We start from the raw sequence: 14,158 nt of genomic DNA on the forward strand, positions 1-14,158 counted from the left end.
GCAGAGAAGATACAGCGGAGCGGAGCTCCTCGTTTGAGGGCGGCGGCGGGGGCATGGATGGATAACAAGGGGGTGCTGTCCGTCACTAAAGTGAAAGGCCTCCGACTATTTCGTTGGTGTTAAGGAAGATTTACTTCCAGGAGTCCTCGAAGTGGTGGTCAGGACCACTTACGAGGGTGGCGAGCGTGCGTCACCCCGGTAGGCTTTCGCCCAAATAAGGGACGCGGGGGCTCCTCGGTGCCCACCAGGAGCACGCCCGGCCCGTCGAGGAGGTTCGGGCGTGGCCCTCGTGGTCCAGAAGTACGGCGGTTCGTCGCTGGAAAGTGCCGACCGGATCAAACGCGTCGCGGAACGCATCGTCGCCACCAAGAAGGCGGGCAACGACGTGGTCGTCGTCTGCTCCGCCATGGGCGACACGACGGACGAGCTGCTCGACCTGGCTCAGCAGGTCAACCCGGCTCCGCCGGAGCGCGAGATGGACATGCTGCTCACCGCGGGTGAGCGCATCTCCAACTCGCTGGTGGCGATGGCGATTTCGGCGCACGGAGCCGAGGCCTGGTCGTTCACCGGCTCGCAGGCGGGCGTGGTGACGACGTCGGTGCACGGCAACGCGCGGATCATCGACGTCAGCCCCAGCCGCGTGACGGAGGCCCTCGACCAGGGCTACATCGCGCTGGTGGCCGGTTTCCAGGGCGTGTCGCAGGACACCAAGGACATCACCACCCTCGGCCGCGGCGGCTCGGACACCACCGCCGTCGCGCTGGCCGCGGCGCTGAACGCCGACGTCTGCGAGATCTATTCCGATGTGGACGGTGTGTACACCGCCGATCCCCGGGTCGTGTCCGACGCGCGCAAGCTCGACACCATCGCCTACGAGGAGATGCTGGAGCTCGCCGCGAGCGGATCGAAGATCCTGCACCTGCGCTCGGTGGAGTACGCGCGCCGCTACGGCGTCCCGATCCGAGTCCGTTCTTCCTACAGTGACAAGCCGGGCACCACGGTGACCGGTTCTATCGAGGAGATCCCCGTGGAACAAGCGTTGATCACCGGTGTGGCGCACGACCGCTCCGAAGCCAAGATCACGGTGACCGGCGTACCCGACACCACCGGTGCCGCCGCCCGGATCTTCCGCGTGATCGCCGACAACGAGATCGACATCGACATGGTGCTGCAGAACGTGTCCAGCACCGTCTCCGGCCGCACCGACATCACCTTCACGCTGTCGAAGGCCAACGGGGCCAAGGCCGTGCAGTCGCTGGAGAAGATCAAGGACGAGATCGGCTTCGAGTCGGTCCTCTACGACGATCACGTCGGCAAGGTGTCGCTGGTCGGCGCGGGGATGCGTTCGCACCCCGGTGTCACGGCGACGTTCTGCGAGGCGCTCGCGCAGGCGGGGGTCAACATCGAAATCATCAACACCTCGGAGATCCGGATCTCGGTGCTCATCCGGGACGCGCAGCTCGACGACGCGGTGCGCGCGATCCACGAGGCGTTCGAACTCGGCGGCGACGAAGAAGCCGTCGTCTACGCGGGGAGTGGTCGCTGATGTCGGAAGGTTTGCGGGTAGGCGTGGTCGGGGCGACCGGCCAGGTCGGCGGCGTGATGCGCCGTCTGCTGGCCGAGCGGGGTTTCCCGGTCGCCGAAATGCGGTACTTCGCTTCGGCGCGGTCCGCCGGTTCGAAGCTTCCTTGGGGTGACGGGGAAATCGTCATCGAGGACGCGACGACCGCGGATCCGTCAGGTTTGGACATCGCGCTCTTCTCCGCCGGTGGTGCGACCTCCAAGGCCCAGGCGGAACGGTTCGCCGCCGCCGGTGCCACGGTGATCGACAACTCGTCGGCGTGGCGGATGGATCCGGACGTCCCGCTGATCGTCAGCGAGGTCAACCCGGAGGCGGTCAAGGATGCGCGCAAGGGGATCATCGCGAACCCCAACTGCACCACCATGGCCGCGATGCCGGTGCTCAAGCCGCTGCACGCCGAAGCGGGTCTGGTGCGGCTGGTCGCCAGCACCTACCAGGCGGTGTCCGGCAGCGGGCTCGCCGGCGTCGAGGAGCTGGAAGGCCAGCTCGCCGCGGCCGCGGCGAACGCGGGCGCCCTCACTCACGACGGCGCGGCGGTGACCTTCCCCGAGCCGAAGAAGTACGCGCGCCCGATCGCGCACAACGTCCTCCCGCTGGCCGGATCCATTGTGGACGATGGCGAGTTCGAGACGGACGAGGAGAAGAAGTTCCGCAACGAGAGCCGCAAGATCCTGAGCATCCCGGAGCTACGGGTCTCGTGCACCTGTGTGCGGGTGCCGGTGTTCTCGGGGCACTCGATCTCGATCAACGCCGAGTTCGCGCAGCCGCTTTCCGTCGCCCGCGCGACCGAACTGCTGACCGGCGCGCCCGGCGTCGAGCTGTCGGACATCCCGACCCCGCTGCAGGCCGCGGGCCAGGACCCGTCGTACGTCGGGCGGCTGCGGACGGACCCGGGCGTCGACGGCGGTCGCGGTCTGGTGCTGTTCCTGTCGAACGACAACCTGCGGAAGGGCGCGGCGCTCAACGCCGTGCAGATCGCGGAACTGGTCGCCGCGAACTCCTGACCCGTGCCAGGAACGGTCCTTTCCTTGCGAAATTCGCAAGAAAAGGACCGTTCCTTGCATCCACCGGTCCGCCCTCGCGCGGTGAAATGACCGATTGATCACCATATGCACGGTTTCCCGCGGCGGTCGTGAGTGCTAAAGAGGGTTAGAACGACCATTGCCACTCACGACCCCTCGGTGAACCACCCGAATCCTGCACCCGAGCCGCCTCGTGTCCCTTGTGGACGGTCGGGATCGGATCCCACGCGCCTACGCATTCAGAGGACTAAACGCGCGTGGCACCCGCGCACGCCGCATACCGCGTCGCCAGGAACTCGCCCCGCGGATTGCCGCTGTAGGACCAGACCCCGCCATCCGCCCGCGTCCCCAAGTGCCGGAACTGCTCGACCGCCTCGTCGAAGCGCCCGTTCTCCACGAGCGCCTTCGCCAGGTACGCCCGGTCTCCCCGTTTCTCCGGATAGTCTTCGCCGTCGAGCAGCGCCAGGATCCCGTCGAGCGCGCCGGAGACCCGCGGATCCCGCCACGCGGGAACGTCCTGGAACTCGGCTTCGTGCGCGGCGACCAGCAGCAGCGGAGCCAGCTTGGGCGACTCCGCGGCCGCGGTCTCGGCGAACTCCCACATCAGCTCGTTCGAGCCGAACCACTTCTGGCACCAGTACTGCAATGCCCGTGAGTGCGCGCCGCGATGCCGCGAGTCGCGGGCGACGAGTTCCGCCCAGACCTTCCGGTAACGGTCGTTCTCGTACTGCCGCCCCATCGCGATCGCGAGCGCGGTCACCCACGGCGTCGGGTCTTCGGGAGCCAGCCCTGCCGCCTCGTGCACGGCGTCCTCGGCCTGCTCCAGCACCCGGAAGAACGCGGCGAACTGCTCCTGCGTGACGTGCTTCGCCTGCAGTGAACTGCGCACTTCCCAAGCCACGTCCACCAGTGACGCCGCGTTGACGAGCGCCGCGCCCGGGTCGCCGGGGCGGGCTTTCCGCCACGCACGCAGCCACTCGTCGTCCTTCGCGGCGGCCTCGCCGAGCGCGCCGGTCACCTGATCGCGGCGAGCCCAGTTCCCCAGGGTCGACGCCAGCAGCGCGGCGGCGCCTTCCCAGTCACCGCGGGAGGTCGACTCCTGCACGGCGAGGATCTCGCCGTCGGTCCAGTACTCTTTGGCCGACACCTCGCCATCGGCCGGGAGACCCCAGCGCGTGACGTCCGGGATCCTGCCCTTGAACTTGGGCTTCTCCGGCGGCAGCAGCGCGGCGAACTCTTCCGGCGTCAGCACGTGCTCGAGTTCGTCGATTTCGACGCCACGCCGCTTCGCCTCTTTCATCATGGCGAAGACGGCCTTGCGCTCACGGGATTTGAGCAGCCAAAGCATGAAAACTCCTTAAGAACGAACAAGAGTGGGGGCCGGTCGATAGCCGGCGGGCACTCCGGCGGCCGTCAGCAGCGCACGCAGTGGCGCGGTGTCGGACTCGGCCGCGGTGGCCTGGTCGAGCGCTGGCTCCAGCCGGTCTTCCAGCGGCTCGTCGACGGCGAACGGCGCCGGCCCGGACCACGAAAGCGACCATCGTCCCGCGCCGACGTCGGTGAGCGCCGCGTGGACGACCACCGTCAGCCGTCGGCGGACCGAGACGACGGCGAACTCCCGGCGGGCGCGCGGACCGGCACCGGCGGGCGGCTCCGAATCGGGATCGGCCAGTTCCTCGTGCCTGCCCGCGTCGAGCAGGTCCAACGCCATGTCGAGGGTGCGTTCGCCCAGGACCTCGGCGGCGGCTTCGGCGGCGGCGTGACGACGGCCGATGGCGACCAGCGACTGCCAGTCCGTCCGCCGCTTGGTGTGCGCCTCTTCGGAGAAGACGGTGAACAGCGCCTCGTCGAGCATCTTCTCGGCGCCGGTCAGCAGTTCGGTCGCCGGACGTCCGCCGCCGGGGCGGACCGGGATCCGGGCGCCCGCTTCGAGCGTCGCGACCCGGTCCCGGGTGGCCGGATGCGTGTCCCAGCGCGAGGTCTCGTCCTCCGACGGGTTCCGGCGGATCTCCTCCATCTGCTCCGCCCTGGTCGGGTCGGTGAGCAGCGCGCGGTAGCCCTCGCCGAACCGGTCCGGGAGGTAGCCCGCGTCCCAGCCGATCGCGGCGTAGTTGTTCATGAAGAACCGCCAGGTGACGGCCAGCGCTTCGATCTCGCGCAGGGCCGACGTCGCCGCGGCGGTGCCCGCGAGCCGTGCCGAGACGGCGTCGGCCGCGAGTTCTTGAGCCCGGCAGACACTCATCGAGACGACGAAGTACAGCTTCGCGTACTGCTTGAAGAGCCAGCCGACGAAGCGCTCGAAATAGCCGTCGCGGTCGAGGCCGTCGACCACCCGCGCGATCGACTTGCGCCCGCGATAGGTCACCGCGGCGAAGCGGGTGTCCTTGTTGCTGTAGTGCCCCAGTTCATGCGCGAGCACGGCGCGGAACTGGTCCTGGCGCAGGCCCATGATCAGCGGGACACCGATGATCATGCGGCGGCGCAGCACCCGCAGCCCGAGCCACGAGGTGCGCTCGGTGACCGCGGCGTTTACGTCCGGATCCAGGTAGATCTCGTCCGGCGGACGGGTGCCCGCCTCGGCCGCCAGCTCCCGGACCAGCGCCCAAAGCGCGGGTTGGGACTCCGGCGTCACCTGGACGCCGGGTACGTCGTCGTCGGTCACCCGCTCGACCGTGAGCAGGGTCTTCAGCAGGATCCAGCCGACCGGGACGGTGATGATGCCGAGCTTCACCGCCGCGATGACGTTGTGCTGCAAAGCCAGCACCTCGAGTGTCACGATCCCGCCGACGAAGGCGAGCACGAGCAGCGGGAACCCCGCCAGCAGGACGGCAGCGAGCAGCCCACGAAAAGACTTCACTGTGAAACGGACCTTCCCCAGAGTTGGTGTACCCCCGACACCGAGCGCTCATTGTGCCCGAAGCGCCTCTCGCGGCCGATCACTTTTCGAGTACGATCGAAGACTTCGCGATGAACATCACCCCGGGCCTCCGCTGTCGCATGTGGACTGTCCATTGTGGAGCCGGTTAATTGCCTTGTCCGGTTCGCCCGATCGGTGCATTCTCAACGGCGACAAAACGTTTTCCACGAAAGGAAAGTCATGTACACGGCGGTCGAAGGCTCGCGGGTTCCGATCCGGATGTGGGCGGACCCCGCATCGGTCGAGGACCAGGCCATGCGGCAGCTGCACAACGTCGCCAACCTGCCGTGGGTGCACGGCGTCGCGGTCATGCCCGACGTTCACTACGGCAAGGGCGCGACCGTCGGCAGCGTGATCGCGATGCGCGACGCGGTGTCCCCGGCCGCCGTCGGCGTGGACATCGGCTGCGGGATGAGCGCGGTGCGGACCTCGCTCACCGCCGCCGACCTGCCCGACGACCTGCTGAAGCTCCGCCGCCGGATCGAATCGGCCGTGCCGGTCGGGTTCGGCCTGCACAAGACCCCGGTGAACCCGGCGAAGGTGCACGGTGTCGGTGGCTGGGACGCCTTCTGGAAGTCCTTCGGCGACCTGCATCCCGGCGTCCAGGACCTGCACGACCGCGCGTCGCGCCAGATCGGAAGCCTCGGTGGCGGCAACCACTTCATCGAGGTCTGCCTCGAGCAGGGCGGCGAGGACGAAGGCCGCGTGTGGCTGATGCTGCACTCCGGTTCGCGCAACATCGGCAAGGAACTCGCGGAACGGCACATGGCCGTCGCGCGCAAGCTGCCGCACAACGCGGATCTGCCGGATCCGGACCTCGCGGTGTTCGTCGCGGGCACGCCGGAGATGCAGGCGTACCGGCGCGACCTGTTCTGGGCGCAGGACTACGCGGCGCGCAACCGCGCCACCATGGTCGCGCTCGTGAAGCAGGCGCTGAAGGACGTCGTGCCGCAGACGACGTTCGACGACGCGATCAGCTGTCACCACAACTACGTCGCCGAGGAGACCTACGACGGCGTCGACCTCCTGGTGACCCGCAAGGGCGCGATCCGCGCGGGTTCGGGTGACCTCGGGATCATCCCGGGCAGCATGGGCACCGGTTCGTACATCGTGCGCGGCCTCGGCAACGCGTCGTCCTTCCAGTCCGCGTCGCACGGGGCGGGCCGCCGGATGTCGCGGAACAAGGCCAAGAAGCTGTACACCGCCGAAGACCTCGCCGCGCAGACCGCCGGCGTGGAATGCCGCAAGGACTCCGGCGTGGTGGACGAGATCCCGGCCGCGTACAAGGACATCGAATCGGTGATCAAGGCGCAGACGGACCTCGTCGAGGTGGTCGCGCACCTCAAGCAGGTCGTCTGCGTGAAGGGCTGAAACGTGGGTGGTGTGCCGGGGAACCCGACATACCACCCACGTTTCTCGCTACTGTGGTCTTCATGAAGAGGTTGGGAATCGCGGCGCTCCTGGCGGCCGCCGGGCTCGCGCTGGCGGGCTGCAGCGAGGTCACGAACGCCGTCGATCAGACGAACAAGGCCGCGACGAAGGTCGGTGCCTGTGCCGAGGCGCTCAGCCTCACCGACCTCAATCCGGACCCGGCGACGATCAAGGAACGCGCCGCGGACAAGGAGAAGCGCCTGCGTGAGCTGGCGAACAGCGTCGGCGAGCAGAACGTCGCGAGCGCGCTGACCGGCATGGCCGACTCGTACCTGCAGGTGCAGAAGGAGAACATCCAGGACGCGGGCAAGATCGCGGACTGGACCAAGTGCAACCTCGACCAGATCGAGGCCCTCCGGAAGGTCTGCGCCTAGTCCCCTCCCGCGTTTCGTCCTCTGAATGCGGTAGTCGGTATCGCCAACGACCGCATTCAGAGGACGAAACGCATCAGGAGGAGGTGAGCGCGGGCACCTGGGCGGGCGTACGGGACCGGCGCCAGAACAGGCCGAACGAAGCGATCGCCAGCGCGCCCAGCGCCGAGGCCGCGAACCCCCAGCCGGGGCTCGAATGGTCGATCACGAACCCGATGATCGGGCTCCCGATCGCCAGCCCGATCCGGCTGGCCGCGTCCAGCAGGCCCATCGCCTCACCGCGCACCCGCGGCGGCGCCGCCGCGCTGACCGTCTCCGTGCTCGCCGCGAGCGTCGGCGCGCACAGCACGTTGCTCGGGAAGAGCACGATCGCCAGCAGCCACCACGGGTGGTCGATCAGCCCGACGGGCAGCGTCAGCACCGCGAGCAGCACCATCAGCGTCCCCTGCGAAAGCGACCGCCGGACCGCGCCGTGGATCGCCCCGCCGAGTACGGACGCGACGCACATGAACGTGATCAGCAGGCCCGACCAGGCGATGTCCCCGCTCGCGCGCAGCGTCGCCAGCGCCGCGAGCTCCATGCCGACCAGGCAGAACAGCGCGCCCGCGGCGATGAACATCGCCATCACGAGCCGTCCGGTGAGCCAGCTCCGCACGGGCGGCCGCTCCCCGGTGAACACCTCGGCGTCGGCCTCGGCGCGGATCGGCGGGTTCTGCCGGTAGATCAACGTCGCCGAAAGCGCGAAGCAGACCCCGATACCCGTGAGCGCGTAGACCGCGGGCAGCTGCGTGATCGCCATGATCCCGGCCGACGGCCCGATCATGAACGACGCCTCCACCAGGATCGTGTCCAGCGAGTAGGCCGCTCGCCGCTGCTCCAGCGGCACGAGCGCGGTGAGCACCAGCCGCGCGAGCGTCCCGGCGGGCACCGACAGCACCCCCGCGGGGAGCGCGACCGCGAGCAGCACCTGATACGGAAGATGTGGTGCGCTGATCCAGAACGTCGACGAGGCCACCCCGCAGATCGCGACCACCGGCCGCAGCCCGTAGCGGTCGACGTACCGGCCGACGAGCGGCGCCCCGATCGCGCTGCCGAGCGTGGTGGCGGCGCCGATCAGCCCGGCCGCGCCGTAGCCGCGGCCGAGGTCGTTGACCACGTACAGCGTCATCGTCACGCCCATGGCCGTCATCGGGAGCCGGGCCAGGAACATCAGCAGCATCGAGCTGGGAACTCCGGGCACGGCTAACACGCGACGATACGGAGCGAGGGCCATACGACCGATGAGAACGTAACTTGGTACGCGCGTGCAAGTTTTTTTCGCGAGGTACGGGTCACCCGGTCCGGGGGGTTTTCTTGACTGATTCCAGTTTGGGCGAGAGGGTGGAGGCACCACCACGAACAGGAGGCACCGGCGTGACCTTGCCGACCACGAACAACGTGGGCATCCCCGTCGCGAGCGACAACGACTCGCTGACGCTGGGTGCCAACGGCCCGATCCTGCTCCAGGACCACTACCTGATCGAGAAGAACGCCCAGTTCAACCGCGAACGCGTGCCGGAGCGTGTCGTCCACGCCAAGGGCGGCGGTGCGCACGGCTTCCTCGAGGTCACCGAGGACGTCAGTCAGTTCACGAAGGCCGCGCTGTTCCAGCCCGGCGTGCGCACCGAGAGCCTGGTCCGCTTCTCGTCGGTCGCCGGCGAGAACGGCTCGCCCGACACGTGGCGCGACCCGCGCGGCTTCGCGGTGAAGTTCTACACCTCCGAGGGCAACTACGACCTCGTCGGCAACAACACCCCGGTGTTCTTCATCCGCGACCCGATCAAGTTCCCCGACTTCATCCACTCGCAGAAGCGCCGCGCCGACAACCACCTGCGCGACCACGACATCCAGTGGGACTTCTGGACGCTGCGGCCCGAGTCCGCCCACCAGGTCACCTGGCTGATGGGCGACCGCGGCATCCCGTCGAACTGGCGGGAGATGGACGGCTTCGGCTCGCACACCTACCTGTGGGAGAACGCCGGCGGCGAGAAGTTCTGGGTCAAGTACCACTTCAAGACCGACCAGGGCATCGGCTACCTGTCGCAGGCCGACGCGGACCGCATCGCGGGCGAGGACTCCGACTACTACATCCGCGACCTGTTCAAGAACATCAAGCAGGGCAACCACCCGAGCTGGACGCTGTACGTCCAGGTGATGCCGTACGCCGAGGCCGCGGACTACCGCTTCAACCCGTTCGACCTGACCAAGGTGTGGCCGAAGGGCGACTACCCGCTGATCAAGGTCGGCCGCTGGGTGCTCGACCGCAATCCGGCGAACTACTTCGCGGAGATCGAGCAGGCCGCGTTCGAGCCGTCCAACCTGGTGCCGGGCATCGGCCCGTCGCCGGACAAGATGCTGCAGGGCCGTCTGTTCGCGTACCCGGACGCGCACCGCTACCGCATCGGCGCGAACTACACGCAGCTGCCGGTCAACGCGCCGAAGTCCCCGGTGAACAGCTACTCGCGTGACGGCGCGATGCGCTACAACAACCCGGGCGACCCGGTGTACGCGCCGAACTCCTACGGCGGCCCGCACGCGAGCGCGGAGATCGCCTCCGAGACCGCTTCGAGCTATGGCGTCGAGGACGAGGTCATCCGGTCGGCGTACAAGCTCCACGCCGAGGACGACGACTTCGGCCAGCCGGGCACGCTCGTCCGCGATGTGATGGACGACGCGCAGCGCGAGCGGCTCGCGAGCAACATCATCGGCCACGCTTCGAACGACGTCTCGCAGCCCGTGCTGGAGCGCGTCTTCGAGTACTGGCGGAACGTCGACAAGGACCTCGGCGACAAGGTCGCGGACGCCTTCCGCAAGTAAAGGACCTCTTTCGAGAGGCTGCTCCCACCATGGAGCGCCCCCGGTGCCCCGCACCGGGGGCGTTCTCATGCCCCCACTCGCATGTGAAACCAGAAGAGGGCGTGGCGTGCGTGGGGGACACCCCGAGTGGAGCAGCGCGACACGCCTGTCCGACGGAGTGATGAAGCCAAACGATCACCGTTTACACCGGTGTGGGTGAACGAGCGGCTCCACGGTGGAGATCGGTCACGGGTGGTCATAAATCGGCGGGAAAAGGATGATCTTCAGGGGGAAGCACAAGATTTCGACGTTAATCAATTGCGGGGGTCTTCTCCGGGAATGAATCCGGCACGTAAGGGTTAGAAATCGGTTCCAACCGGTGATCGGGTGGTGTTCGGCCGATACGGCGGGTATCGATTTACCTCGTCAGGTCCCAGAGGCCAGGAGGTAAGGAATGAAAGGCAACATTGCCCGGATGATTGCCGTGGTCGCCGCCGGCAGTCTGTTGGCGGTGGCCTCGGCCGGCGCCGCGACGGCTGGTACCGATGGTGGAAAGGGTTCGTCGAACACGCAGGCGCTCGCCGCGCAGGTGCTGCAGATGCGGGACGGCCTCACCAAGGTGGCCTACGCCGGTGACGTCGCCAAGACGCGGGCGGACTTGGACAAGCTGAGCCCCGTCCTCGGTGACATCGCCGCGGGCAAGCGCTACCAGATCCAGACCGAAACGCAGAAGCTCGGCGACCTGGCCCAGGGCCGCTCCGTCGAGTCCAGCAGGCTGCTGGCCGACCCGACCGCCAAGGCACGTCAGCTGCCGCCGCTGCCGGTGCCGATCCCGTCGCTCCCGGACCTTCCCGGACCGCTGAAGATCGTCAGCGACCTGGTGAAAGCCCTGCTCGCGGCCGTGACCGGCATCCTCAGCGGCCTGCTCGGCGGACTTCCCGTCCCGCCGCTTCCGGTACCGCCCGTGCCACTCCCCACGCCCTAGGAGGCCGAGGAGACCGAGGGAGTCGTCAGGTTCCGCCGTGCAGGGCGGCGGGCCACGATATGGGGGCCGGAGCCCGGGTGGGGACATTTCTCCCCACTCGGGCTCTGGCTTTCACTTCGGCGCGAGGCCCACCCGCAGGGCGCCCGCCGCCTCGGCCGTCGCCTCGCGGAAGCGCCGCCCGACACCGAGGAAGTTGAGGTACCCGTGGATCAGGTCCGGCTGGCGGCTGAGCGCCACCGGAACCCCGGCCTTCCGCAATTTCTCCGCGTAAGCCTCGCCTTCGTCGCGCAACGGATCGAAACCGGCCGTCGCGATATAGGCGGGCGGTAATCCGGAAACGTCGCCGTGCAACGGGGAGAGTTTCGGGTTGAACAGATCGGTGCCCTTCGGCACGTAATGTCCTTCGAACCAGGTCATATCCGAATCGGTGAGGAACAGGTCCTCCGCGAACAATTCCCGGGAGCGGCGGCGCACGGTGAAATCGGTCGCCGGGTAGAACAGCAGCTGGAACGCCGGGACCCCGCCGCCGCGTTTCACCGCCTGCTGCGCCGTCACCGCCGCGAGGTTCCCGCCCGCGCTGTCGCCGCCGACGGCGATGCGCGCCGGATCGGCGCCCAGGTCCCTCGCCTTCGCGAAGGCGTATTCGAACGCCGCGATCGCGTCTTCGGTGGCGCCGGGGAACCGTGTCTCCGGCGCGAGCCGGTATTCCACCGAAAGAACCCGCACGCCCGCCTGTTTCGCCAGGTAGCGGACGCTGTTGTCGTGGGAGGCGCGGCTGCCGACCACCCAGCCCCCGCCGTGGAAGAACACGAGCAGCCCGGACGGGTCCGGCAGTCCGGCCGGGGTGTAGAGCGTGGCGGGCAGGTCGCCGTCACCGGTGGGGATGAGCAGTTCCCTGGTGGCGACCGGCTCGATCGTCGGTCCGCTCACCAGATGCCTGCTGGCCAGGAGCATGCTTCGCGACTCTTCGACGCTTCCCCGCACCAGCGATGCCTTCGCCAGCTTCTGAAGACGGAGCAGGAGCTGGGCGTCCAGTGCCAGTTCCTGTCCGTCCAGGCGCAGCGGCGGCCCGGCGATGGCCCGTCTGACCGGCCTCGGGAGCCAGAACGCCAGCTGCGAAAACGCGGCCTCGGCACGGATCTGGAGCGGTATCGCCATGCTTCCTCCTGGGGGCTTCCCGACAGGTTACTTTCGAGTAGGTATGCCGTCCAGCGGGAACGGTGTCGTTGGGGCGAACGGGTGTGACGCAGGCCTCCGTTCCAGATCCTGGTCCTCCACTTAAGTAGAGGGGTTAGCCTCGAAAGCGTGACTTCGACGAACTCGGTGCATGTCCTCGGTATCGGCGGCTCTCTGCGGGAGGGCTCGCAGTCCGAGCGCGCGCTGCGGATCGCGCTCGGCGCGGCGGCCGAGGCGGGAGTCACCACGGAGCTGATTTCCGGACCCGAACTGGTCCTGCCGTTCTATGACACGGCGTTGGACGAGCGGCACGAGCGAGCCACGCGGCTGGTCGAAGCGATCCGCCGCGCCGACGGGATCGTCGTGGTCTCGCCCGGCTACCACGGCGCGCTGTCCGGTCTGGTCAAGAACGCCCTGGACTACGTCGAAGACCTGCGCGACGACGCCCGCCCGTATCTCGACGGCCGCGCGGTCGGCCTCGCCGCCGTCGCCTACGGCTGGCAGGCCGCGGTCACCACACTGGAGCAGCTGCGCACGATCACGCACGCGTTGCGCGGATGGGCCACCCCTTTGGGTGGTTCGATCAACACCGCGGAGACCAAGTTCGACGAAGCCGGCGGCGCCTCCGACGAGAAGAGCGTCCGCACCCTCCGCCTGATCGGAAGCCAGGTCGCCGAGTTCGCGCTGAGTCGCGCCGGTCACTAAGCCGTTTGTTCCGGTCGTCGTCCGGGTAATTCCCGGACGTGATGCCTGCCATGGGGTGGCAAGGTTTCGCGGTTGCGGGACGTTGACACCGAAGAGACGCTCAACGGGGCGTGTCTTGAGACCAGAAGGTAGGCGAAGAATGGCTGAGGCTCTGTACACCGCTGTGGCCACCGCTCGCGGCGACGGCCGCAACGGTGAGGTCACGTCTTCCGACGGCGTCATCGACGAGTCGCTGGCGATCCCGAAGGAGATGGGCGGCCCCGGCGGGGACAAGACGAACCCCGAGCAGCTCTTCGCCGCCGGCTACTCCGCCTGTTTCCACTCCGCGCTGCAACTCGTCGCGCGCCAGGCGAAGGTGACGCTGGACGGTTCCACCGTGACCGCCGAAGTCAGCGTGCTCAAGCAGGGCGCGGGCTTCGGCCTCGCCGTGGCGCTCAAGGTTTCGCTGCCCGGCCTGGAGCAGGCGCAGGCCGATCAGCTCGTCGAGCAGGCGCACCAGGTGTGCCCCTACTCGAACGCGACCCGCGGCAACATCGAGGTCGCACTGTCCGCGACGGTCTGATCCCGGCCGCGGCAGGTCCATCCCGAACCGACTGATTTCTGAAAGGAAGACCGGAAAATGGGCAAGTCTCCGATCCAGAGTCCCTTGAGCGAAGCCGACAAGGAGATCACCGGTAACGCCTTGCAGGCCACGCTGGTCGATCTGGTGGACCTGTCGCTGATCGCGAAGCAGGCCCACTGGAACGTCGTCGGCGCGAACTTCCGCAGCGTGCACCTCCAGCTCGACGAGCTGGTCGACACCGCGCGCCAGTACGTCGACGAGGTCGCCGAGCGCGCCAACGCCATCGGTGTCTCGCCGAACGGGCAGGCGAAGGCCGTCGTGGAGAGCTCCGGCCTGCCGGACTACCCCGACAACTGGCAGTCCGTCGAGTCCACGGTCGCCGCGATCGTCGGCATCCTCGCGGCGCTGATCGAGCGGCTGCGCAAGCGCATCGACGAGACCGACAAGAGCGACCTGGTCACCCAGGACCTCATCATCGCGATCACCCAGGAGCTCGAAAAGGCGCACTGGATGTGGCAGGCGCAGCAGGCCTGACCTCCTCCGGTCCCGAATGCAATGAACGGGCCGTTCCT

13 protein-coding genes are annotated in these 14,158 nt (G+C 68.1%); 9 read left to right on the forward strand and 4 right to left on the reverse strand.

The features are described from left to right. Positions 1-280 precede the first annotated feature (280 nt). Positions 281-1,546 carry an aspartate kinase gene (locus tag AVR91_RS01720; RefSeq protein WP_016337913.1) on the forward strand — a complete coding sequence of 422 codons (1,266 nt, stop codon included), beginning with the start codon at positions 281-283 and terminating at the stop codon, positions 1,544-1,546. Then, entirely contained in the window at positions 1,546-2,586 is a 1,041-nt protein-coding gene (locus tag AVR91_RS01725) for an aspartate-semialdehyde dehydrogenase (protein ID WP_063273078.1), read from the forward strand. Before AVR91_RS01720 ends, AVR91_RS01725 begins: the two co-directional genes overlap by 1 nt. A 265-nt stretch (positions 2,587-2,851) precedes the next feature. Here the strand turns inward: AVR91_RS01725 and AVR91_RS01730 are convergent, their stop codons facing one another. Both AVR91_RS01730 and AVR91_RS01735 read right to left on the reverse strand, forming a co-directional pair. Further along, entirely contained in the window at positions 2,852-3,952 is a 1,101-nt protein-coding gene (locus tag AVR91_RS01730) for a hypothetical protein (protein WP_063273079.1), read from the reverse strand. Between the two features lie 9 nt (positions 3,953-3,961). Then, positions 3,962-5,461: a M48 family metallopeptidase gene (locus tag AVR91_RS01735; RefSeq protein WP_063273080.1), complete on the reverse strand. Its 1,500-nt coding sequence runs from the start codon at positions 5,459-5,461 to the stop codon at positions 3,962-3,964. Positions 5,462-5,701: 240 nt separating this feature from the next. Between AVR91_RS01735 and AVR91_RS01740 the strand changes: the two genes are divergently transcribed. Both AVR91_RS01740 and AVR91_RS01745 read left to right on the forward strand, forming a co-directional pair. Then, positions 5,702-6,892, forward strand: coding sequence for an RtcB family protein (locus AVR91_RS01740; protein WP_063273081.1), 1,191 nt, complete (start codon positions 5,702-5,704; stop codon positions 6,890-6,892). 62 nt (positions 6,893-6,954) lie between these two features. After that, positions 6,955-7,326, forward strand: coding sequence for a hypothetical protein (locus tag AVR91_RS01745; protein WP_063277467.1), 372 nt, complete (start codon positions 6,955-6,957; stop codon positions 7,324-7,326). 73 nt (positions 7,327-7,399) lie between these two features. Here AVR91_RS01745 and AVR91_RS01750 read toward each other — a convergent pair whose 3' ends face one another. Further along, a complete protein-coding gene (locus tag AVR91_RS01750) occupies positions 7,400-8,542 on the reverse strand; it encodes an MFS transporter (RefSeq protein WP_063277455.1) in 1,143 nt (380 codons plus the stop codon). Positions 8,543-8,736: 194 nt separating this feature from the next. On the opposite strand from AVR91_RS01750, the gene AVR91_RS01755 reads away from it, so the two are divergent. Beyond that, positions 8,737-10,179 (forward strand): catalase, encoded by a 1,443-nt coding sequence (locus tag AVR91_RS01755; RefSeq protein ID WP_063277456.1) that lies wholly within the window; start codon positions 8,737-8,739, stop codon positions 10,177-10,179. 433 nt (positions 10,180-10,612) lie between these two features. Next, positions 10,613-11,143, forward strand: coding sequence for a hypothetical protein (locus AVR91_RS01760; RefSeq protein WP_063277457.1), 531 nt, complete (start codon positions 10,613-10,615; stop codon positions 11,141-11,143). A 111-nt stretch (positions 11,144-11,254) separates the two neighbouring features. On the opposite strand, the gene AVR91_RS01765 is transcribed toward AVR91_RS01760, so the two are convergent. Beyond that, positions 11,255-12,301, reverse strand: coding sequence for an alpha/beta hydrolase (locus AVR91_RS01765; protein ID WP_063277458.1), 1,047 nt, complete (start codon positions 12,299-12,301; stop codon positions 11,255-11,257). A gap of 147 nt (positions 12,302-12,448) precedes the next feature. Here AVR91_RS01765 and AVR91_RS01770 point away from each other — a divergent pair, with 147 nt between their 5' ends. The 3 genes from AVR91_RS01770 to AVR91_RS01780 all read left to right on the forward strand — a co-directional run bounded on the left by AVR91_RS01770 (position 12,449) and on the right by AVR91_RS01780 (position 14,120). Then, complete coding sequence (locus AVR91_RS01770; protein ID WP_038521104.1) at positions 12,449-13,024, forward strand: NADPH-dependent FMN reductase; 576 nt, start codon at positions 12,449-12,451, stop codon at positions 13,022-13,024. 139 nt (positions 13,025-13,163) lie between these two features. Beyond that, complete coding sequence (locus tag AVR91_RS01775) at positions 13,164-13,586, forward strand: organic hydroperoxide resistance protein (protein ID WP_063277459.1); 423 nt, start codon at positions 13,164-13,166, stop codon at positions 13,584-13,586. 57 nt (positions 13,587-13,643) lie between these two features. Continuing rightward, positions 13,644-14,120: a Dps family protein gene (locus AVR91_RS01780; RefSeq protein WP_038521101.1), complete on the forward strand. Its 477-nt coding sequence runs from the start codon at positions 13,644-13,646 to the stop codon at positions 14,118-14,120. The last annotated feature ends 38 nt before the right edge of the window (positions 14,121-14,158 follow it).

Source organism: Amycolatopsis keratiniphila subsp. keratiniphila (assembly GCF_001620365.2).
GTDB classification, from domain to species: Bacteria; Actinomycetota; Actinomycetes; order Mycobacteriales; family Pseudonocardiaceae; genus Amycolatopsis; species Amycolatopsis keratiniphila.

What these genes read in the sequence shown, in the direction of transcription:
- AVR91_RS01725 (WP_063273078.1), top strand. Translation starts at nt 1,546, where the DNA reads ATGTCGGAAGGTTTGCGGGTAGGCGTGGTCGGGGCGACCGGCCAGGTC.
- AVR91_RS01730 (WP_063273079.1), bottom strand. Translation starts at nt 3,952, where the DNA reads ATGCTTTGGCTGCTCAAATCCCGTGAGCGCAAGGCCGTCTTCGCCATG.
- AVR91_RS01740 (WP_063273081.1), top strand. Translation starts at nt 5,702, where the DNA reads ATGTACACGGCGGTCGAAGGCTCGCGGGTTCCGATCCGGATGTGGGCG.
- AVR91_RS01745 (WP_063277467.1), top strand. Translation starts at nt 6,955, where the DNA reads ATGAAGAGGTTGGGAATCGCGGCGCTCCTGGCGGCCGCCGGGCTCGCG.
- AVR91_RS01750 (WP_063277455.1), bottom strand. Translation starts at nt 8,542, where the DNA reads ATGCTGCTGATGTTCCTGGCCCGGCTCCCGATGACGGCCATGGGCGTG.
- AVR91_RS01760 (WP_063277457.1), top strand. Translation starts at nt 10,613, where the DNA reads ATGAAAGGCAACATTGCCCGGATGATTGCCGTGGTCGCCGCCGGCAGT.
- AVR91_RS01765 (WP_063277458.1), bottom strand. Translation starts at nt 12,301, where the DNA reads ATGGCGATACCGCTCCAGATCCGTGCCGAGGCCGCGTTTTCGCAGCTG.
- AVR91_RS01775 (WP_063277459.1), top strand. Translation starts at nt 13,164, where the DNA reads ATGGCTGAGGCTCTGTACACCGCTGTGGCCACCGCTCGCGGCGACGGC.
- AVR91_RS01780 (WP_038521101.1), top strand. Translation starts at nt 13,644, where the DNA reads ATGGGCAAGTCTCCGATCCAGAGTCCCTTGAGCGAAGCCGACAAGGAG.